Genomic DNA, 20,080 nt, shown 5'->3' with positions numbered 1-20,080 from the left:
GTAAATGCATCTTTAAGGAGAAGCACCCATGACCGCCCTCACTGCCGACCAGATTGCCCGCGTTAAAGCCACAGTTCCCGTTCTTGCCGAACACGGCACGACCATCACCAGGCACTTCTACAAGCGCATGTTCGCGCACCATCCCGAGTTGAAGAACGTGTTCAACCAGACCCACCAGAAGAGCGGCAGCCAACCGGAAACGCTGGCGAAGGCGGTGTACGCGTATGCCGCCAATATCGACAATCTCGGCGCACTGGGCCCGACTGTCTCGCGAATCGCCCACAAGCACGCCAGCCTGAATATCCGGCCGGAGCAGTATCCGATCGTGGGGCGTCACCTGCTGGGCGCGATTGTCGACGTACTGGGCGACGCGGTCGATCAGGAGACGCTCGGCGCGTGGGAAGCCGCATATGGGCAGCTCGCCGACATTTTCGTCGGCGCGGAGGCGAAGCTCTATCAAGGCGCCGCATGGAGCGGCTTCCGGCCGTTCAAGGTCGCGGGCAAGGAGGTGGAGAGCGATGAAATCACGTCGTTCTATCTGACTCCCGCCGACGGTTCGCCGGCTTGCGGCTTCGAGCCCGGTCAATATCTGAGCGTGAAGCGCTTTGTCGATGATCTTGGCGTCGATCAGCCGCGGCAATACAGTTTGTCGGATGCGCCGAACGGCAAATGGCTGCGTATCTCGGTGAAGCGTGAAGCAGGCCGCGAAGACACGGCGCCGGGCCACGTGTCCAACCTGCTGCACGACGGTGTGGAAGTGGGCGCGGTGGTGCATGTCAGCGCGCCGATGGGCGACTTCACGCTCGACCGTAAGAAAACTACGCCGGTGGTGCTGATGAGCGGCGGCGTAGGCGTGACGCCGATGACCTCGATGTTGTCCACGCTGCTCGCGGATCAGAGCGAACGGAGCGTGACCTTTGTGCATGCGTGCCGCAACGGCCGTGTGCACGCGTTCCGGCAGTGGTTGAACGACAAGGTCGCAGCGCATCCTAACGTCACGCGCGCGGTGTTCTACGAAGCCATTGAAGCGAGCGACCGTGCCGGCATCGACTACGACTTCGAAGGTCGCCTCGATGTAGCGAAAATCGCCGACAAAGTGATCGTGCCCGATGCGGATTACTACATCTGCGGGCCGGTGCCGTTCATGCGTGCACAGTGCGACGCGTTGGCCGCGCTCGGTGTGGACGCGGCACGGATTCACACCGAAGTGTTCGGATCAGGCGTGGTGGAGTAAAGCGAGGGCGCACGGCAGACGCGTGCGGAAAACACGTGTGAAGCGCCGTGCGCCTCAACCGACCGCCAGCGTAACCGGCTTGCCGATACGGCTCATCATTTCGACCAGGGTATCGATGGTGAACTTGGTGGTCTTTTTGTTGACCACGTCGGAGACGCGCGGCCGCGACACCATCAGAATCTCGGCAGCCTCCGCTTGCTTGAGGTGATGCTGCTCGATCCAGCTAGACAGTTCGGTCATCAACTGCTCTTTGAGCAGGCGCGTGTCGTTGATCTGTTTTTGCGACGCGGCGTGCAAGCGCTTGGCTTCTTCAGCGGAAAAGCCGAGTTCGAGAAACAGGTTTGCACCGGGTTTTGTCACGTGACGGATTTTGGTGTCGATCGTCATTTGTTAAGTTTTCCTATCGTTGACTATGGCGCGATACCGCGTCTCTGCAATGCTTCTATCGTGCTGCCCAAGCTTCTGCGTCTTTTTCTGGAAGCAATGCAGCACGTACAACGCTTCCACGAACTTTGTCACATACATCACGCGATAAATACCGTCTGCTTCCCTCATGCGAATCTCGCGGGTTCCGGCACCGATCGCATCAAACGGTTTCCAGTCGTCAGGGTCCAGACCTGCCTGAATCTTGCCAAGTTGAAATCCGGCCTGACGGCGGGGCTCTTCGGGAAAGGCCAGTAAATCGCGATAGCTGGAGCCCATCCAGCGAATTTCTTTTTCCTGCTCCATAGCCGCCTTTCGTGTACAAAATCTTATACCTAGCACTCAGCCCGGTCAAGTCCCACTCGACCTGGCAATGAGTTGTTACGGTACAGAGGCGGCTCATGAAGCACCATTAGTCCGTTTGGCTAACAAAAAACCCGGCTCGGTGAGTCGGGTTTTTCGATGAACCTATTACAGCAACTGCGCAGGGCCTTTTTAGTTGCCGCTGCCGCGCGCCACGCGCCGCTGCTTGACCGCTTCGGCGAGACCTTCCAGCACGCCAACGCTTTCGTCCCAGCCGATGCAGGCATCTGTGATGCTCTGGCCGTACGTCAGCGCGCAGCCTTCCTGCAGATCCTGGCGGCCCGCAACCAGATGCGACTCGACCATCACACCGACAATCCGTTCGTCACCCGAAGCAATCTGACGGCCGATATCCGCGCACACCGGAATCTGATTCTCGTGCTTCTTCGAGCTGTTCGCGTGACTCGCGTCGATCATCAGGCGCGCAGCAAGACCGGCCTTGCCGATGTCGGCGCACGCGGCATTGACGCTGTCCGCGTCGTAGTTCGGCGTCTTGCCGCCACGCAGGATGATGTGGCAGTCCTCATTGCCGGCGGTCGAGACGATCGCCGAGTGACCGCCCTTGGTGACCGACAGGAAATGGTGCGGTTGCGACGCGGCCTTGATTGCGTCGACGGCGATCTTGACGTTGCCGTCCGTGCCGTTCTTGAAACCGACCGGGCACGACAGCCCCGAAGCCAGTTCACGATGCACTTGCGACTCGGTGGTGCGCGCACCGATCGCGCCCCACGAGATCAGATCGGCGATGTACTGCGGGCTGATCATGTCGAGGTATTCGGTGCCGGCCGGCAGCCCGAGCTCGTTGATGCGCAGCAGCAGTTCGCGCGCAGTGCGCAGGCCGTCATTGATCTTGAAGCTGTTGTCCATATGCGGGTCGTTGATGAGACCCTTCCAGCCCACCGTCGTGCGCGGTTTTTCGAAGTACACGCGCATCACGACTTCGAGTTCGCCGGCGAAGCGCTTGCGCTGTTCGACGAGACGTCCGGCGTATTCCATCGCCGCCTTCGTATCATGAATCGAACAAGGTCCGATGACGACGATCAGCCGGTCTTCCATGCCGTGCAGGATGCGATGCATCGCGTTGCGCGAGTTGTAGATCACGTCGGACACTGTTTCGTCGCAGGCGAATTCGCGGATCAGGTGAGCGGGCGGCGTGAGTTCTTTCAATTCGCGGATGCGGACATCGTCGGTGTTGTGCGGGGGCATGGTTGTTCTCCTGAATCGGTTCGTAGCGTGTTCGCGCAGGCAAGAAAGGCGGCGATGAGGCAGCGATGCCAGAGCGGACGACAATCAAAAAAGTTTCAAAGACGTGAGGCGAAAAAAAACCGCCAGGCTAGCTGGCGGTTTTTCGGGAATTCTTGGTGTCTTGCGTGCACTAACACCCCTCTCGATCCGCCAGCGGTCTGAGATGCCAAAAAAAGTAAAAGTAAAACTTGGCGGACATGGCGAAATAGGTCGCTGGTCAAAAAGGGTGAGTGACTTTATAACCCGTGCAGGCTCGGCTGGCAAGCCGAGGGGCGAAAAAATGCGGGAAATCCGCATACTTCGTGCATGGCATGCTCGAAGTATGCGTCTGCATCACAATCAGGCCGTACCGCCAACCGTCATGCGGTCGATCCGCAAGGTGGGCTGGCCGACGCCCACCGGCACGCTTTGGCCTTCCTTGCCGCATACGCCGACGCCCGAATCGAGCTTCATGTCGTTGCCGATCATGCTGACGTACTTGAGCGATTCCGGGCCGCTGCCGATCAGCGTCGCGCCCTTGACCGGGTAGGTGACCTTGCCGTTTTCGATCATGTACGCCTCGGACGCCGAGAACACGAACTTGCCGTTCGTGATGTCGACCTGGCCGCCGCCGAAGTTCACCGCGTACAAACCGTTCTTTACGGACGCGATGATTTCCTGCGGGTCTTTATCGCCGTTCAGCATGTACGTGTTGGTCATGCGCGGCATCGGCAGCGCGGCGTACGATTCGCGGCGCGCATTGCCGGTGACCGGCATCTTCATCAGACGCGCGTTCAGCGTGTCCTGGATGTAGCCCTTCAGGATGCCGTCTTCGATCAGCGTCGTGCACTGGGTCGGATTGCCTTCGTCGTCGATATTGAGCGAGCCGCGGCGGTTCGGCAGCGTGCCGTCGTCGACCACGGTCACGCCCTTCGCGGCAACCTGCTCGCCGATACGACCAGCGAACGCCGACGAGCCCTTGCGGTTGAAGTCGCCTTCGAGGCCATGGCCGATCGCTTCGTGCAGCAGCACGCCGGGCCAGCCCGGTCCGAGCACGACGGTCATCGCGCCGGCCGGCGCCGGGCGGGCGTCGAGGTTGACCAACGCCGCATGTACCGCGTCGTCGACGTAGCGCGACAACACTTCGTCGGTGAAATAGCCGTAGTCGAAGCGGCCACCGCCGCCGCCGCTACCGATTTCGCGGCGGCCGTTCTGTTCGGCGATCACGGTGACCGACACGCGTACCAGCGGACGGATATCGGCCGCGAAGCCGCCGTCGCTGCGCGCCACCAGCACCACGTCGTATTCGCCGGCGAGGCCTGCCATCACCTGCTGGATGCGCGGATCGCGGCCGCGCGCCATCTGTTCGATGCGCTCGAGCAGCTTGACCTTGGCGGTTGCGTCGAGCGAATGCAGCGGATCGGACGGCAGGTACAGATCGCGCCCGGAGATGCCGGTCAGCGACGACGCCACCTTCACCTTCTGCTTGCCGCCGCCTGCCTTGGCGATCGCGCGCGTGGCGATGGCCGCCTGACGGATCGCTTCGGGCGACAGGTCGTCCGAATACGCGAAAGCCGTACGGTCGCCCGACACGGCGCGCACGCCGACGCCCTGGTCGATGCTGAAGCTGCCCGATTTCACGATGCCTTCTTCGAGACTCCACGCTTCGCTGCGCGTGGCCTGGAAATACAGGTCCGCGTAGTCGATCTTGTGCGTGAAGATTTCGGCGAGCGTGCGGGTGAGCAGGGATTCGTCGAGACCGTAGGGCGTCAGGAGAATGTCCTTGGCGGTGGCGAGATTACGGATACCGGGTTCGATGATGTTCATGCGAAGTATGTTCTGCTCGATACGAAGGATTCGGTTAGCGCCACGTCACTATATGAGTCGGAAGCGCCGCAGTTTCAATGTCAGGTCAACACAACTCAGCAACTGAGCACGCGATGACGCCAGGCGGGCAGACTCTGCCGCACTTCGTCGATGCGCGCACGTTCGAGATTGCCGGCTACCACGCCGGCGCCTTCGTCGCGCACCGCGACGATCTCGCCCCACGGGTCGATCAGCATGCTGTGGCCCCAGGTCCGGCGGCCGTTTTCATGTTTGCCGCCTTGCGCGGCGGCCAGTACGTAACTTTGGTTTTCGACTGCCCGGGCGCGCAGCAACATTTCCCAATGCGCGCGGCCGGTCGTGTAAGTGAATGCCGACGGCACCACGATCAGCGCGCAGTCGCCCATGCGCCGGTACAGCTCCGGAAAGCGCAGATCGTAGCAGACCGACAGGCCGACGCGGCCGAACGGCGCCTCGAAGGTGCGGACCTCGCCGCCGGGGCAGATCGTGCGTGCCTCGTCGAACGACTCGTCGCCCTTTTCGAAGTTGAACAGATGGATCTTGTCGTAGCGCGCCGCCTCGTTGCCTTGCGGGTCGAACACCAGGGTGGTGTTCAGCACGCGCGAGGCTTCCGGCGCCATCAACGGCAAGGTGCCGCCGATCACCCAGACCTTGTGACGGCGCGCGGCATCGGCGAGAAAGCGCTGGATCGGACCGTCCTGGTAGGCCTCGCGCACGGCGAGTTTGTCCGTGTCCTTGAAGCCCATGAAGCAGAAGTATTCAGGCAGCAGGACGAGTTGCGCGCCGCCGGCGGCGGCTTCGGCGATCAGGCGCGCCGCTTCGGCCAGGTTGCGTTCGCGATCGGGCGTGCTCACCATTTGCAGCGCGGCGACACGGTAGGACGAAATTGATTGGACGTGTGGTTCGCTCATGAGCGTTTCGAACAACTCCCGGCAAAGGCGGCGGCGCTAACCGTCTGCGCCGCATACGTCGATCAAGGCTGGCTGGGGCCGCCGGCGCGGCACCGCGCGCTATTCGTCAAATCTGCTCGAACAGGGCTCAGTGCGCTTCCACGGTCGAAGCCGGAGCGTCCATCTTACCGCGATCGCTCTTCACCCGCTCGATGTGCGGTTTCGACCACGAACCGGTGATCGCATACTCGCGCGCGAACGCTGTGGAGACCGACTTGCTGAACGCCAGGTCGGCCACCAGCGCGCCCAGGCCGAGCAGCGGATTGATCACGGTCGTGGCGATCACGGCGGCGCCCGCGCTGAGGGTTGGCACGATCTGGACGTGCAGATCCTGGGTTTCCTGCGCCAGATCGACCGAACCCTTCATTTGAGCGCGCGCCGGCGCCGTGACCATCTCGAAGTTCTCGGTACGGCCGATGCCGTTATGGATCTCGCCAGTGCCGGTGACGTGTTCGAACGGCAGCCCTTCGCCGATCACGTCGCGGAAATTCAGCGTGGCGAAGCGCGCGAGACTTTGCAGGCTCAGCACGCCCAGCAGCTTGGCGACGCCCGGATCGACCTTGAGAATCTGGCCATGGCGCAGATCGACAGCCAGATTGCCGTTGAGCGTCGGATAGTCGATCGCGGTCGGGCCGCCGCGCCACACCACCTTGCCTGACAGCGTGCCGCTGCCGCCCTTGAGCGTGCGCGGCTGGCCAGCCCGCTCCAGCAGCGCGCCGGCGTCCTTGATGTCGAGCTTGAAATCGAACACGGTGCGGCGCGGCGTCGTTTCGTCGGCGGTGTTGCCAAGACCCGTCGAGGTGCGCCAGTTCGCAGTGGCGGTCAGCGTGGCGGCGGGGTTGCTGATGTCGAGCTTGTCGAGTTGCCAGACCGGTACGCCGTCTTCGTTGAAATTATGCGCGTCGACTTCGAGGCGGCCGATGTTGCGATCGCGCACGATCAGCTCGTTGACGACCAGATCGATCGACGGCATGTTCTGCGCCGGCGCCGAGATCGCCTGGCCGAGCAAGTCTTTGTCAGTGGCCGACGGAATTACCATGCGGGCGAAGCGCGCTTGCAGCGTGCCCGGCGATTCCCTGGTGGCGCCCGGCAGCCACGAGACGTGACCGGACACCTGGTTCGACGCGATATTGGCCTGCCATTTACCGTCCGCATGCGACGCGCCGACGATTACGCTTTCCCAGTGGCGCTTGAGCAGTGTCAGCGTGCCGATGTGCAGCGCGAAGCGGCTCGGCAGGAATTGCGCGAGGGTGCTATTCGGCGCGGCCGGCGCGGCAGCGGGCGCTTCCTTGTTGCGCATCTGCGTGACAAGCGCGCGCCAGGCGTCGGCGTCGAACGCTTCGACGTCGACGGCGGCAATCACGCCTTCGGACGGTAACTCGGCGGGGCGGTTCACGCCGATCGCGCCCAACACGACGGTCGGCGGCGTTTTCGGCTGGTAGCGCAGCAAATAGGTGGCGGCGATTGGGCCGAAGGTCAGGTCGGCGCGTTCCAGACCGGATTCGCTCGCAGTCGCCGAAGGGCTGACGGCAAAGCGCAGCGGCATCGGCGTGCCCACCGGCTTGTTGAACGGGGCGGGGAAGTCGAGTGCGAGGCCGGTCAGATCGGAATTCGCCGTCACTTCCGGCAGCCGCCCCCGGGCGCCGCGCACGTTGAGCGCGTAGGGCGCGCTGCCGCTCATGCGCGTCAGCACCTGTTCGGCCGGGCCACGCAGATTGAGACCGCGCGCGGCATCGACGGCGATATGGCCGCCGACATTCACCGCATACGTGCCGTCCTGCTTCAACCCGCCATTCGCGCGCACGTCGCCGCCCATGAACTGGCCGGAGAGCCGGTCGGCCTGTGCGGTATGTTCGGTGAAGCGCACCTTGCCGGTCAGTTGCGACAGCGGCGGCACGTTCTCGACCGTCAAGCGGTTGTTCTGGAAGCCGACCGCACCGTCCACGGCGATATGCGGTTTCGGCGTGCGCGGCACCGTCAGTTTGAGCGCAAGCGACGCAGGCCCTTCGGCGCGCACCTTCTCGGTCGCATGCTTGGACATGATGCCGAGCGAGCTTTCGTTGACGTAGTCGAGCATGTCGGCGAGCGGTCCGCGCCCATCGCCATTGATGACAAGGCTCGACGCCTTGGTGCCGAGGTCGTCGATCTTGCCGCTCACCTTGGTCAGCGCGACGCGCTTGTAATGCGCGCGGTCGATATCGAAGCGCAGCACGTTCTGCTGGAGTTCGAACACACCGTCGATGCCGTCCAGCGGCGGCCACACGTTCGGCGTGCCGTTCTTCATCTTGCGCGGCGGGAACGGCGAGGGGTCGAATTTGGCGCCCTTGAAAGGCGCGACGATATGAAAGAGCCCGGCGCTCGGATCGCGCGAGTAGGGGAATTTGGTCAGATCGCCGTGCACTTCGATAGTCGCGCCGTGCGAGGTACCGGCTTGCAGCCCGTGGCCCAGATAGATACGCAGCTTTTCGCCGATGCTGGTCGGCAGATAGCGGACGATGCGCGTCACCTGCGCGCGCCGGAAGTCGGCTTTCAGATCGAGCGAGCCGCGCCCATGGCCGGGGTTGCTGTAATTGGCCGTAGCTGTGGCCGCGACGTCCGCGTTGGAGACACCGAGGTCGGCCACCTTCACGGTGAACGCCCGGTGGTTCTCACCCGGCGCCTTCGACGTAATGGTCCAGTCGGCGCGGCCATGCAGGTGGTCGAGCTTCAGGCGCGGATCGTCGAACACACCCGGCAGTGTGATCGCGACGTTGGAGGTATTGAGAAGCGCCGTGCCGTGGTTTTCGTCGGCATCGACGCTGCCCCACAGGTTTTCGATGCCCGGTATGCCGGCGCGTGGGTGGTTCAGCGCCGTCAGCCCGGGCGGCGGTTCCTGCGCGGCGATGCTGATGCCTTGCAGATCGCCCTTGAAGCGATAGCGCTCGATCGGTTCGGCGCCGCTCGGCCGGTGGTCGCTGCCCGCTTCGCCCGACTCCGGTTTGCCGCGCTCGATTTCGATGACGTAGTTCGCCACCAGTCCGCGTGGATTGAAGCGCACGAGGCTGTTCAGCAAGCGGGTCGGCAACGGCAGCGCGCGGCTGAATTCGGCAAGGATGCCCAGATCGACGCGGTCGCCGCTGACGCCGACAAGCTGCCCATGTTGCAGCGTGGCCGTCCGGTAGCGGCCGTTCAGCGTCGATAGTGAGAGGGTGCGGGTGAGCGGCGTGCCGTCGTCGAGCGGCGGCTGGCCGAGTTCGGCGTGCAAATCGCTCAGTTGCAGCTTGTAGTCGCCCTGGTCGGCTTCGAGGCGCCACAAAAAGTTGGCAACCGGCACGACCAGTTTGGGCTGGGTGGGGCGCACCCGCATCGAGACTTCCGTGCCGGCAAGCTGGCCGCCCGCCGACTTCATGCGGCCATCGGCGAAATCGGCCCAGATCGCGTTGTCGATGCGGCCTGCAAACATTTCGATTGGGAAATCGACGTAGCGCGCGAGCGCCGGCAAATCGACCGGGCCGGTCGATACGTAGACCTGGCCGGTCCAGTTGACCGGCTTGCCGATTGCGGAGAGCTGAGCGTGTTTGAAATGCGCGCGGAAATCGAGCGGGCCGTGCAGGACCTGGCCTTCGGCGGGCGCTTGCAGTGCGAGCCGGTGATCGTAGCGGTCGTTGAGAATCGCAAGGCGGATGTCGTGCAGCGCGAGTTCCGGCGCATCGTGCAGGGCATCGCGCCAGCGCAGGACGCCGCCGCGCACCACGATTGCCTGCTGGCGCAATAGCCAGGTGGACAGCGTATCGTTGCCGGTGTGCCGGGTCGGCACCGGCACGCCCGCCACCGACAGCACGCCGTCGCTGGTGCGCGAAATCAGCACGTCGGGCTGGTCGACGATCAGAGTGGAAAGTGCCGGATGAAATTGCCAGAGCGACTTCCACGACAGCGTCGCGGTGGCGTGCGGAACGATCAGCGCGGTTTTGCCTTCGTGATCGCGGATGACAATATCGGTGGCGTCGAGGCCCGGCTGAAAGCCGCTCCAATGCGGCGCCAGCTTGCCGATGGTGAATTGCGTGTGGAGCTTGTCGGAGACGATGGCTTCGATACGCGGCCGGAAAGAATCGATGCGCGGCAGCAGCACGTAACGCAAACCGAGAAACAGACCCGCCGCGATGAAGTAGAGCGCGAGTGCGAGCGCCAGCACCACGTGCGACGTCCGATGCAGCAAGACGTGGTCGCTTCGGCTCGCAGGCCGGACTTGTCCGGTTTCGTGCGGGTCGGCGGATTCGTTTCGCTCGGACATGCTGCGGCGGTTGGGCGTATGGTAGTTTTGCGAATTAACGACGAAATGTAACACACGGGATAGCGTCGGCGGACTTCCGGCAAACCCTGTCTGCATGCCGTCTCGCGACTTGCGCGAGGCCGGCGGACCCCTGTGCTGCGGCGAACTGAACAACGCGTATAAAGCAACGAGCGAGCCAGACCCTTGATGACTGACGCCACTCTCCTGAGTTCCAACTATTCACACTACGCGGCCCGCGCCGCAGCGGCCCGCCCGCAACTCGCGGCGCATGTGGCGGCGCTGGCGTCCGCGCCGCTCACGCGCGAGCGCATCGACGCGCGTTTCGACGCGCTGTGTGCCGAGGCAACCGAAGCGGCGGGCGGCGCGTTGAGCGAGGATGCACTCAAACGGGCCTTGCGCCAATTGCGGACCGAGGTGTTTTGCGCCGTGATGGAGCGCGACCTGGCTGGCGAGGCGGATGTCGCCGAAGTCACCGGTGCAATGACCGATCTGGCCGAGACGACGATTCAGCGCGCGCTGGCGGTTTTGTCCGCCGAACTCGAAGTGCTTTACGGCGAGCCGCGCGGACCGCAAGGCGAGCGGCTCGCTTTAGGCGTAGTCGGGATGGGCAAGCTGGGCGGGCGTGAGCTGAACGTGTCGTCGGATATCGACCTGATCTTCATCTACGAGGAAGACGGTGAGACCGCGGGTGGTCAGCGTTCGCCGATCGCCGTGCAGGACTTTTTTACGCGTCTCGGTAAGCGGTTGATCGGCGCTTTGGCGGAAGTGACCGCCGACGGTTACGTGTTTCGCGTCGATATGCGCTTGCGGCCGAATGGCGATTCGGGGCCGCTGGTGTGCAGTCTCGGCATGCTCGAAGAGTATTTCTACGTGCAGGGCCGCGAGTGGGAGCGTTATGCGTGGATCAAGGGGCGGCTCGTGTCCGAGGGCGCGAGCGATGCCGCGCAGCGGTTGCAGAAGCAGCTCGACGCGATTGTCACGCCGTTCGTCTATCGCCGTTACCTCGACTTCGGCGTGATCAGCGCGATTCGCGCGCTGCATTTGCAGATTCGCCAGGAAGCGCAGCGCCGTGCGTCGATGCGGCCCGACAAGGCCGACGACATCAAGTTGGGTCGCGGCGGCATCCGCGAAATCGAATTCAGCGCGCAGGTGTTTCAACTGATCCGCGGTGGCCAGGACGCCGGTTTCCGCGTGCGGCCGACGCTCGCGGTGCTGCGGCACGCGGCCACGCACGGGCTGATCGACACGGCGGTCTGCGTGAAGCTTTCGCAGGCGTACCGCTTCTTGCGCGAGCTCGAACATCGTCTGCAATACCGCAACGACGCGCAGACCCACGCGATGCCGGTCGATCCCGAAGCGCGCGTGGCGCTCGCTCGCGCGATGGGTTGCGACGACTACGCCGCGCTGATGGTGAAGCTCGACGCCCACCGCGAATTCGTCGAACAGCAGTTCGACCAGATTTTCGCCGACAAGGTGAGCGGCCGCGACGGCTGCGGCGCACCGGAGGACGGCGCGGCGGTGTGGGTCTGGAGCAGCGCGCTCGCCGACGACAGCGCGGACGCAGCGTTGCAGGCGCGTCTGATCGAACTGGGTGTGGCCGAGCCGGGCGATCTGCTGGCGCGGCTGCGCGCGGTCTGGCAATCGTCGCGTTACGCGGGGCTGGCGGAGCGCAGCCGGCAACGTTTCGACATCGTCGCGCAGCGCGCGCTGGAAGCCGCGCGTACGCTGGAGCCGGCCGGGCGGCGCGGCGACACGGTGGCGCGCTTTTTCGACCTGCTCGAAGCGGTGAGCAGGCGCGGCGCGTATCTGGCGCTGCTGACCGAATATCCGCAGGCGCTGCATCGGGTGCTGTCGGTGCTGGGCGGTTCGAGCTGGGCCGCCGGCTATCTGATTCGCCACCCGCAATTGCTCGACGAACTGCTCGACGACGAAGCGATCGCCAGTCCGTTCGACTGGCCCGAGTTCAAGCGCACGCTGCGTTTGCGTCTGGCCGCCGCCGACGGCGTCGAACAGCAGATGGACCTGCTGCGCCACGCGCATCAGGCCGAGGTGTTCCGCATCCTGCTGATCGATCTCGCCGGCAAGCTGAGCGTCGAACACGTGAGCGATCGGCTGTCCGAACTCGCCGATGCCGTGCTCGACGTGACACTCGAAGCCGTCTGGAAGCAGTTGCCCAAACGCCATCGCGAGGTGCCGCGCTTCGCGGTGATCGCCTACGGCAAGCTGGGCGGCAAGGAACTGGGCTACGCGTCCGACCTCGACGTGATCTTCCTCTATGACGATCCGGACGATGCCGCCGCGGACGTCTACGCGACCTACACGCGCCGCCTGATCACCTGGCTGACCACCGCGACCGGCGCCGGCACCTTGTTCGACGTCGACTTGCGGCTGCGGCCGAACGGCGAGTCGGGCCTGCTCGTCACCGATCTGGATGCGTTCCGCCGTTATCAGTTGCGCGAAGGCGACGCCGCGAACACCGCGTGGGTCTGGGAGCATCAGGCGTTGAGCCGGGCGCGCTACTGCGCGGGCGACGCCGATATCGGCGCGAAATTCGAAGCGATCCGCGAACAGGTGCTGACGACGCCACGTGAGGCCGCGCCGCTCGCGAAGGAAATCGTCGAGATGCGCGAGCGCGTCGAGGCCGGACATCCGAACCATACGGCGCTGTTCGACCTGAAGCACGACCGCGGCGGGATGGTCGATATCGAATTCACCGTGCAGTACTGGGTGCTGTTGCACGCGGCGAGCGATCCGGAACTGATCCGCAATACCGGCAACATCGCGTTGCTGCGCGAAGTGTCGCGTTTCGGCTTGATGAGCGAAGCGGAGGCGGAGACGGTGGGCGCGGCGTATCGGACCTACCGGAAGTTGCAGCACAAGCTGCGTCTGGATGGGATGGAGAAGGCGCGAGTGGAGCCGGCTTCGGTGGCAAGCGAGCGCGAGGCGGTGCTCGCGTTGTGGAAGCGGGTGTTTGGCTGAAGGCGCGTGGCCGGCCGGGATGATCTTCCGGCCGCTTGCGCTTAAGCCGCCAGCATTTCCTTCGCGTGTTTGCGGGTGGTCGCGGTGATCTCCAGGCCGCCGAGCATTCGTGCGACTTCTTCGACGCGGCTCACCCGGTCGAGCGAGGTCACGCTGCTGACCGTGCCGCCTTGGCCGTTGCCCGCTTTCGCCACCTGGAAATGATGGTCGCCGCGTGCGGCCACTTGCGGCAAGTGTGTCACGCACAGCACCTGGCGCGCCTCGCCGAGTTGATGCAGCAAACGGCCGACGACCTCCGCGACGCCGCCGCCGATTCCTGTATCCACTTCGTCGAAGATCAAGGTCGGCGTGGGGCTTGCCGCGCTGGCGATCACGGCCAATGCGAGGCTGATCCGCGCCAGTTCGCCGCCGGAGGCAACTTTCGCAAGCGGTCGCAACGGCACGCCCGCATGACCGGCGACGCGGAATTCGACCTGTTCGAGGCCGTGCGCGCCGCCTTCCGGCAGCGGCACCAGGGCGACTTCGAAGCTGCCGCCTTTCATCGACAGTTCCTGCATGCCGGTGGTCACCGCCGCGCCCAGCGCCTTGCCGGCCTTGGCGCGTGCCTTTGACAGCTTCTTCGCTTCGGTGAGGAAATCTTCCTTGGCCTTGGCTTCGGCTGCGTGGAGGCTGTCGAGGTCGGCTGCGGCGTCGAGCGCGGCGAGTTGCGCGCGGCGCGCTTCGTGTTCTTCAGGCAGCGTTTCCGGCTGCAAGCGGAATTTGCGTGCCGCCGAATGCAATGCGTCGAGCCGTTTTTCGACCTGCGCGAGCCGGTCCGGATCGAGTTCGAGCTTTTGCGCGTAGTGGCTCAGCGAATATGCCGCTTCCTGCAACTGGATCTCGGCCGGTTCGAGCGCGGCCAGCACGTCGTTCAACGCCGGGTCGATCTCCGCGAGGTCGCGCACCTTCGAGACAATCGAGGCCAGATGCGTGATCATGGCCTCATCCGATTCGGACAGTGCGCCGAGCGCGCCTTGCACGCCGTCGATCAGGTTGGCCGAATGCGACAAGCGCCGGTGCTCGGTGTTGACCTCTTCCCACTCGCCCGGCTGCGGCGCAAGCTTGTCCAGTTCGGTGAGCTGCCACGCGAGGCGCTCGCGTTCGAGCTGCAATTCGCGGTCGCGGGTTTGCGCGTGCTCGACGGCCTGGACCTTGTCGCGCCACGTGCGCCATGCTCGCGTCACGATTGCCGCGGTTTCGGTGAGACCGGCGTGCGTGTCGAACAGCTCGCGTTGCGCGTCCGGGCGCATCAGCAACTGGTGCGCATGCTGTCCATGGATATCCACCAGCATCTCGCCGACTTCACGCAACTGCGTGAGCGTGGCCGCCGTGCCGTTGATGAACGCCCGCGAGCGGCCGTTTGCATCCACCACGCGGCGCAGCATCACGGTGCCGCCGTGATGGCCGTCATCGGCCGCTGTGCCGAGCGCCTGTTCGTCGAGCCATTGCTCGACTTGTGCATGCGTCTCGAACTCGGCGGTGATGTCGGCCCGGCTCTCGCCGGTGCGCACCACGCTCGCGTCGGCGCGGGCGCCGAGCGCGAGCGCCAGCGCGTCGATCAGGATCGACTTGCCGGCGCCGGTTTCGCCGGAGAAAACGGTAAAGCCGCTGTCGAATTCGAGATCGAGCGCGGCGACGATGACGAAGTCGCGTATCGAGAGGTGGCGAAGCATGGAGGTCGTCTGATGAGCTTAAAGTTGCGGGCCGCGGCGGTCGAGCCGGTTCGTTCGGGTCCGCTCAGGGCTAGATATCTTCTTCGTGCGACGGGTATTCGTTCCAGTGCAGTTTTTTGCGCAGCGTCGCGTAATGGCTGTAGCCGACCGGATGCAGCATCGGCACCGTATGACGCGAGCGGCGTACTTCGATCGTGTCGCCCAGTTCGAGCGAGGTGAACGACTGCATGTCGAAATTGACGTTCACTTCGCGGCCCGAAACGATCTGAATGCTGACCTTCGAGTCGTCCGGCAGCACGATCGGCCGGTTCGACAGCGCGTGCGGCGCGATCGGCACCAGCACGATGCCTTGCAGTTGCGGATGCAGGATCGGCCCTTGCGACGACAATGCGTAGGCGGTCGAACCGGTGGGTGTGGCGACGATCAGGCCGTCCGAGCGCTGGTTGTACATGAAGCGTCCGTCCACCGACACATGCAGCTCCGCCATCCCCGAAAAGCCGCTGCGGTTGACCACCACGTCGTTGAACGCCAGCGCGTGATAGATCGGATTGCCGCCGCGCATGATGCGCGCCTCGAGCAGCATGCGTTCTTCGCGCTCGAAGTTGCCGGCGAGCATTTGCGGCACGATCTCGCTCATGTCGGAGATCGGGATGTCGGTGATGAAACCGAGCCGCCCGTGATTGATGCCGATCAGCGGCGTGCGGTACGGCGCAAGCTGGCGACCGATGCCGAGCATCGTGCCGTCGCCGCCGAGCACCACGGCGACGTCGGCGCGCGCACCGATCTCGGCGGGACGCAGCGCCGGGTAGTCGGTGATGCCGATTTCGGCGGCGGTTTCTGCTTCGAACACGACGTCGAAGCCTCGCCTCGCGATGCACGAGGCGAGCGCGGTCAGCGGCTCGCCGATGCCCGGCGTATTGCTGCGCCCGACGAGCGCGACGGTCTTGAACTGGCTGGTCACTTGCATGCCGGCATTACACCATAGGTAGGGCCTGAAAAGAACCGCAGACAGACCCGGTAACAGGCCAGCCAACGCGGCCTGCCAGCGCGTTGCACGATTATCGTTAGAATGGTGAAGCCTTGATGACACGCGTGCGGGTTGTGGCCGGGCAGCGTGTCACTGGCGGATTCGCCGCACTGGCCGCTGACAAGGCGCCGGGCAAAGTGCCGGACCCGATGCAAAGCGCCGCCCCGCCAACCGGCGGCGCGCCGGGCGGCGCCTGGCGCGGTTGACGCCGTTAGCGCTCGCGATAGTCGCGTCATTGAGCTAAAATTTTCCGTCATGCTAGATCCCCGCGCACAAACCCTCCTCAAAACGCTGATCGAGCGCTACATCGCCGAAGGTCAGCCGGTCGGCTCGCGCACGTTGTCGCGCTATTCCGGCCTCGAATTGAGTCCGGCGACGATCCGCAACGTGATGTCCGACCTCGAGGACCTGGGGCTCGTGATCAGTCCGCACACTTCCGCGGGCCGCATTCCTACGCCGCGAGGCTACCGGCTGTTCGTCGACACAATGTTGACCGTCGAATCCGCAGCCGACGAGGAAGCCGTTACCCGTACCGTGAAGACTACGCTGCAGGCCGGCGAGCCGCAGAAAATCGTCGCGGCGGCGGCCAGCGTGCTGTCCAACCTGTCGCAGTTCGCCGGCGTGGTGCTGACGCCGCGGCGCAGCCACGTGTTCAAGCAGATCGAGTTCATGCGCCTGTCCGACAAGCGCATCCTGCTGATCATCGTGACGCCCGAAGGCGACGTGCAAAACCGCATTATGGCGACCCAGCGCGACTTCTCTCCGTCGCAACTGGTTGAAGCCTCCAATTACATCAATGCGCACTTTGCGGGCCTGTCGTTCGACGACGTGCGCCGGCGCCTGCGCGAAGAAATCGACGCGCTGCGCGGCGACATGACCACGCTGATGCACGCTGCCGTTACGGCCAGCACCGACGAATCCGACACCGGCGAGACCGTGCTGATCTCCGGCGAGCGCAATCTGCTCGAGGTCGCCGACCTGTCGTCGGACATGGCGCGGCTGCGCAAGCTGTTCGATGTGTTCGACCAAAAAACCAGTCTCCTTCAGTTGCTTGATGTGTCGAGTCACGCCCAGGGCGTGCAGATTTTCATCGGCGGCGAGTCGAATCTCGTGCCGATCGAGGAAATGAGCGTCGTCACCGCGCCGTACGAGGTGAACGGCAAGATTGTCGGCACGCTCGGCGTGATCGGGCCGACTCGCATGGCCTACAGCCGTGTGATTCCGATTGTCGACATCACCGCCCGCCTGCTTTCGCTGACTCTCAGCCAGCAGTAAGCATTTGCAGCGGCGGTTCATGCTGAAAATGATGCGCGACGGCGCGCGGCTTGCCAATCGGCCGAATGGCCAGGGTGTCCTGGCAGACCCCGCAATGGACCGCGCCGCTATAATGAATCTCACCTGAAACCGACTTTCCGCCTCAAGCGGCTATTCCTGTTGCCTATGCGCTTCGACCTCGAGCGGCCTTCGCAGAACGCCACGTCGCACCGTGTCGCCGTGCTGCTGATCAATCTCGGCACGCCCGACGCGCCGACGCCGCGCGCGGTTCGCCGCTATCTGGCCCAGTTCCTGTCCGACCCGCGCGTGGTCGAAATTCCCGCTTTGATCTGGCAGGTGATCCTGCGGCTGTTGATTCTGCCGTCCCGGGGCCGTGCGTCGGCCAAGAAGTACGCGGCTGTCTGGATGCCTGAAGGCTCGCCGCTGCGTGTGTACACGGAGAAGCAGGTGGAAGGTTTGCGCCATTTGCTGCAATTGAACGACTACACGGTGCTGGTCGACTACGCGATGCGCTACGGCACGCCTGGCATTCCGGCCATGCTGAACCAGTTGAAGCTCGCGGGCGCCGAGCGCGTGCTGCTGGTGCCGATGTATCCGCAATATTCGTCGTCGACCACGGCCACGGCTTTCGACGATGCTTTTTCAGCGCTCAAGCGGATGCGCAATCAACTGGAAATCCGCACGGTGCGCCAGTATGCCGATCATCCGGCGTACATCGCCGCCCTGGCCGCACAGGTGCACCATTACTGGCATCAGCACGGCCGCCCGGATTTCGCGGCGGGCGACAAGCTGGTACTCAGTTTTCATGGCGTGCCCAAGCGCACGCTCGACCTCGGCGATCCGTACCACGAGCAGTGCCAGCAAACCGGCGCGTTGTTGATGCACGCGCTGGAACTGACGCCGGTGGAATGCCGGATTACCTTCCAGTCGCGTTTCGGCAACGCCGAATGGCTGCAGCCGTACACCGCGCCGACGCTGAAGGAACTAGGCTCGGCGGGAGTGCAGCGGGCCGACGTGTTCTGTCCGGGCTTCACCGCCGATTGCCTTGAAACGATTGAGGAAATCGGCATGGAAGTGCGCGACGAGTTCCTACATGCAGGCGGCAAGGAATTTCACCGGATTCCCTGCGTGAACGCCTCGCAGGCATGGATTGCCGCGCTAGGTGAGATCGTCGCGCAGAATTTGCAAGGCTGGCCGGTGCAGGCGGCGCCTGTGCCGCACACGGCAGGGGCGTAGGCGGACTCATGAATTACAGGGTTTCAACCGAACCGGGCGCCAGGCTGCGCATCGACAAATGGCTCTGGGCAGCGCGCTTCTTCAAGACGCGCTCGCTCGCGGCGGATGCTGTCGACAAAGGGCACGTGCGCATCGGCGGCGCCAGCGTCAAACCGGCTAAGGACGTGCGCGTCGGCGACCTGGTCGAAATCGAGATCGAGCGAATTGTCTGGCAGGTGGAAGTGCTAGGCGTGTGCGACGTGCGCGGCCCGGCGAGCGTCGCTCAGACGCTTTATGCGGAAACCGAAGAGAGCAAGGTAAAGCGGCAAGTCGAGCAGGAGCGGCGCAAGACATATCGCGAGCCGGCCGCCGTTTTGCACGGCAGGCCGACCAAGCGCGACCGGCGCATTATCGACAAATTTTCAGGTGGGGATTGAACAGCTGTTCCATCGTCGCGTGCACACCGCCGTACTCGGTGGTGTGATCGTTGACGGCGCCGGACATGCAGATGGTCGTGGTGCCCGCGATCAGTACCAATGCGACCACCGATATTGCAAAGGTCAGTTTCACGGTACTCCCCTCAGGAAGATGCAGGACGGAAACGGGCTAATCAGGTGGAATTGCAAAATGTCGGAAAGGTTTACGTCAGATTAGGGTTAACGTGTCTTTTCCGATGCTTTATTGGAGCATAGGCCACTTGTCGGGCGCACTCAATCTCAATCTGATTGCGGCACGATAATGGTTGTAACCGGGCATTTCCGCCGCATATCCGTGGTCCGAAAAGTCCCGGGCGAGCCGCTTGAAATGGTTGTTTCAGGCCCCATCTGCCGTTTCGATACGCGGTAGCGCGCGGCGGCTGTTTGTCGTGTTTTTGCAACGCACAAACTGCGCCAGTTTCCGCTCGATGCCGCCACCGTTGGCTTTTACTTTTTAACGACTTTCAGCGACATGGAAAACACGCAAGAGAACCCGACGAGCCAGAATCCCACGCCCGCCGACGAAACCGAGCGCCAGGCCGCCGAGGCCGCAGCATCCCAGCAGGACGCGGCGGCAACCGCCGCTACTGCCGCCGACTCGCCGGCAGCGGGCGTCGAGGCCGCGCTGTCCGATGCCCAGGCCAAGATCGCGGAGTTGCAGGAGAACTTCCTGCGGGCCAAGGCCGAGACCGAAAACGTGCGCCGCCGCGCTCAGGAAGATGTGACCAAGGCCCATAAGTTCGCGATCGAAAGCTTCGCCGAGCACCTGCTGCCTGTGGTCGACAGCCTCGAGGCCGCGGTTGCCCACTCGTCCGACGACCTGCAGAAGGTGCGCGAAGGCGTCGAACTGACGCTGCGCCAGCTCACCGGTGCGCTGGAGAAGGGCCGCGTTGTCGCCCTGAACCCGGTCGGGGAGAAGTTCGATCCGCACCGCCACCAGGCTATTTCGATGGTGCCGGCCGATCAGGAGCCGAACACGGTCGTCGCCGTGCTGCAAAAGGGCTTCGTGATCGCCGACCGCGTTCTTCGTCCGGCGCTCGTGACTGTCGCGGCACCGAAGTAAGCGCTACAAGCCGTTTCGCCCCGG

Annotated in this window: 16 protein-coding genes; 7 read left to right on the top strand and 9 right to left on the bottom strand. The window is 64.0% G+C overall.

What is annotated here, in order from left to right:
- Positions 1 to 28: 28 nt before the first annotated feature.
- Complete coding sequence (gene hmpA / locus WN982_RS17570; protein WP_341313187.1) at positions 29 to 1,234, top strand: NO-inducible flavohemoprotein; 1,206 nt, start codon at positions 29 to 31, stop codon at positions 1,232 to 1,234.
- A 54-nt stretch (positions 1,235 to 1,288) separates the two neighbouring features.
- On the opposite strand, the gene WN982_RS17565 is transcribed toward hmpA, so the two are convergent.
- The 6 genes from WN982_RS17565 to WN982_RS17540 form a co-directional block, all read right to left on the bottom strand.
- A complete protein-coding gene (locus WN982_RS17565; protein ID WP_063494819.1) occupies positions 1,289 to 1,621 on the bottom strand; it encodes an XRE family transcriptional regulator in 333 nt (110 codons plus the stop codon).
- Positions 1,622 to 1,624: 3 nt separating this feature from the next.
- Positions 1,625 to 1,963, bottom strand: coding sequence for a type II toxin-antitoxin system RelE/ParE family toxin (locus WN982_RS17560; RefSeq protein ID WP_341313186.1), 339 nt, complete (start codon positions 1,961 to 1,963; stop codon positions 1,625 to 1,627).
- 189 nt (positions 1,964 to 2,152) lie between these two features.
- Positions 2,153 to 3,226, bottom strand: a complete 1,074-nt coding sequence (aroG, locus tag WN982_RS17555) for a 3-deoxy-7-phosphoheptulonate synthase AroG (RefSeq protein ID WP_341313185.1) — start codon at positions 3,224 to 3,226, stop codon at positions 2,153 to 2,155.
- 378 nt (positions 3,227 to 3,604) lie between these two features.
- The gene (gene tldD / locus WN982_RS17550; RefSeq protein WP_341313184.1) at positions 3,605 to 5,071 is read right to left on the bottom strand and encodes a metalloprotease TldD; all 1,467 of its coding nucleotides are present in this window, start codon (positions 5,069 to 5,071) and stop codon (positions 3,605 to 3,607) included.
- A 95-nt stretch (positions 5,072 to 5,166) separates the two neighbouring features.
- Entirely contained in the window at positions 5,167 to 6,000 is an 834-nt protein-coding gene (locus WN982_RS17545; RefSeq protein ID WP_341313183.1) for a carbon-nitrogen hydrolase family protein, read from the bottom strand.
- A 127-nt stretch (positions 6,001 to 6,127) separates the two neighbouring features.
- Positions 6,128 to 10,309, bottom strand: coding sequence for a YhdP family protein (locus WN982_RS17540; RefSeq protein WP_341313182.1), 4,182 nt, complete (start codon positions 10,307 to 10,309; stop codon positions 6,128 to 6,130).
- Between the two features lie 186 nt (positions 10,310 to 10,495).
- Here WN982_RS17540 and glnE point away from each other — a divergent pair, with 186 nt between their 5' ends.
- Entirely contained in the window at positions 10,496 to 13,288 is a 2,793-nt protein-coding gene (gene glnE / locus WN982_RS17535; protein WP_341313181.1) for a bifunctional [glutamate--ammonia ligase]-adenylyl-L-tyrosine phosphorylase/[glutamate--ammonia-ligase] adenylyltransferase, read from the top strand.
- A 41-nt stretch (positions 13,289 to 13,329) separates the two neighbouring features.
- Here the strand turns inward: glnE and recN are convergent, their stop codons facing one another.
- Together recN and WN982_RS17525 are read right to left on the bottom strand one after the other, a co-directional pair.
- Positions 13,330 to 15,000 carry a DNA repair protein RecN gene (gene recN / locus WN982_RS17530; protein ID WP_341313180.1) on the bottom strand — a complete coding sequence of 557 codons (1,671 nt, stop codon included), beginning with the start codon at positions 14,998 to 15,000 and terminating at the stop codon, positions 13,330 to 13,332.
- 70 nt (positions 15,001 to 15,070) lie between these two features.
- Positions 15,071 to 15,967 carry an NAD kinase gene (locus WN982_RS17525; RefSeq protein ID WP_341313179.1) on the bottom strand — a complete coding sequence of 299 codons (897 nt, stop codon included), beginning with the start codon at positions 15,965 to 15,967 and terminating at the stop codon, positions 15,071 to 15,073.
- Between the two features lie 116 nt (positions 15,968 to 16,083).
- On the opposite strand from WN982_RS17525, the gene WN982_RS17520 reads away from it, so the two are divergent.
- The 4 genes from WN982_RS17520 to WN982_RS17505 all read left to right on the top strand — a co-directional run bounded on the left by WN982_RS17520 (position 16,084) and on the right by WN982_RS17505 (position 18,954).
- Positions 16,084 to 16,233, top strand: a complete 150-nt coding sequence (locus WN982_RS17520; protein WP_341313178.1) for a hypothetical protein — start codon at positions 16,084 to 16,086, stop codon at positions 16,231 to 16,233.
- A gap of 49 nt (positions 16,234 to 16,282) precedes the next feature.
- On the top strand, positions 16,283 to 17,302 hold the full coding sequence (gene hrcA, locus WN982_RS17515; RefSeq protein ID WP_341313177.1) for a heat-inducible transcriptional repressor HrcA: 1,020 nt from the start codon (positions 16,283 to 16,285) through the stop codon (positions 17,300 to 17,302).
- Between the two features lie 165 nt (positions 17,303 to 17,467).
- Entirely contained in the window at positions 17,468 to 18,538 is a 1,071-nt protein-coding gene (gene hemH, locus WN982_RS17510; RefSeq protein ID WP_341313176.1) for a ferrochelatase, read from the top strand.
- A gap of 8 nt (positions 18,539 to 18,546) precedes the next feature.
- On the top strand, positions 18,547 to 18,954 hold the full coding sequence (locus tag WN982_RS17505) for an RNA-binding S4 domain-containing protein (RefSeq protein WP_341313175.1): 408 nt from the start codon (positions 18,547 to 18,549) through the stop codon (positions 18,952 to 18,954).
- On the opposite strand, the gene WN982_RS17500 is transcribed toward WN982_RS17505, so the two are convergent.
- Positions 18,926 to 19,087, bottom strand: a complete 162-nt coding sequence (locus WN982_RS17500; protein ID WP_165848039.1) for a hypothetical protein — start codon at positions 19,085 to 19,087, stop codon at positions 18,926 to 18,928. The two genes, WN982_RS17505 and WN982_RS17500, sit on opposite strands and share 29 nt — an antisense overlap.
- 378 nt (positions 19,088 to 19,465) lie before the next feature.
- Between WN982_RS17500 and grpE the strand changes: the two genes are divergently transcribed.
- Positions 19,466 to 20,056: a nucleotide exchange factor GrpE gene (gene grpE, locus WN982_RS17495; RefSeq protein ID WP_341313174.1), complete on the top strand. Its 591-nt coding sequence runs from the start codon at positions 19,466 to 19,468 to the stop codon at positions 20,054 to 20,056.
- The last annotated feature ends 24 nt before the right edge of the window (positions 20,057 to 20,080 follow it).

Origin of the sequence: Paraburkholderia sp. IMGN_8 (assembly GCF_038050405.1) — a bacterium.
Classification (GTDB): domain Bacteria; phylum Pseudomonadota; class Gammaproteobacteria; order Burkholderiales; family Burkholderiaceae; genus Paraburkholderia.
Note: the sequence above shows the minus strand (reverse complement) of the source record. Positions and strands in the feature narration are given on the sequence as shown.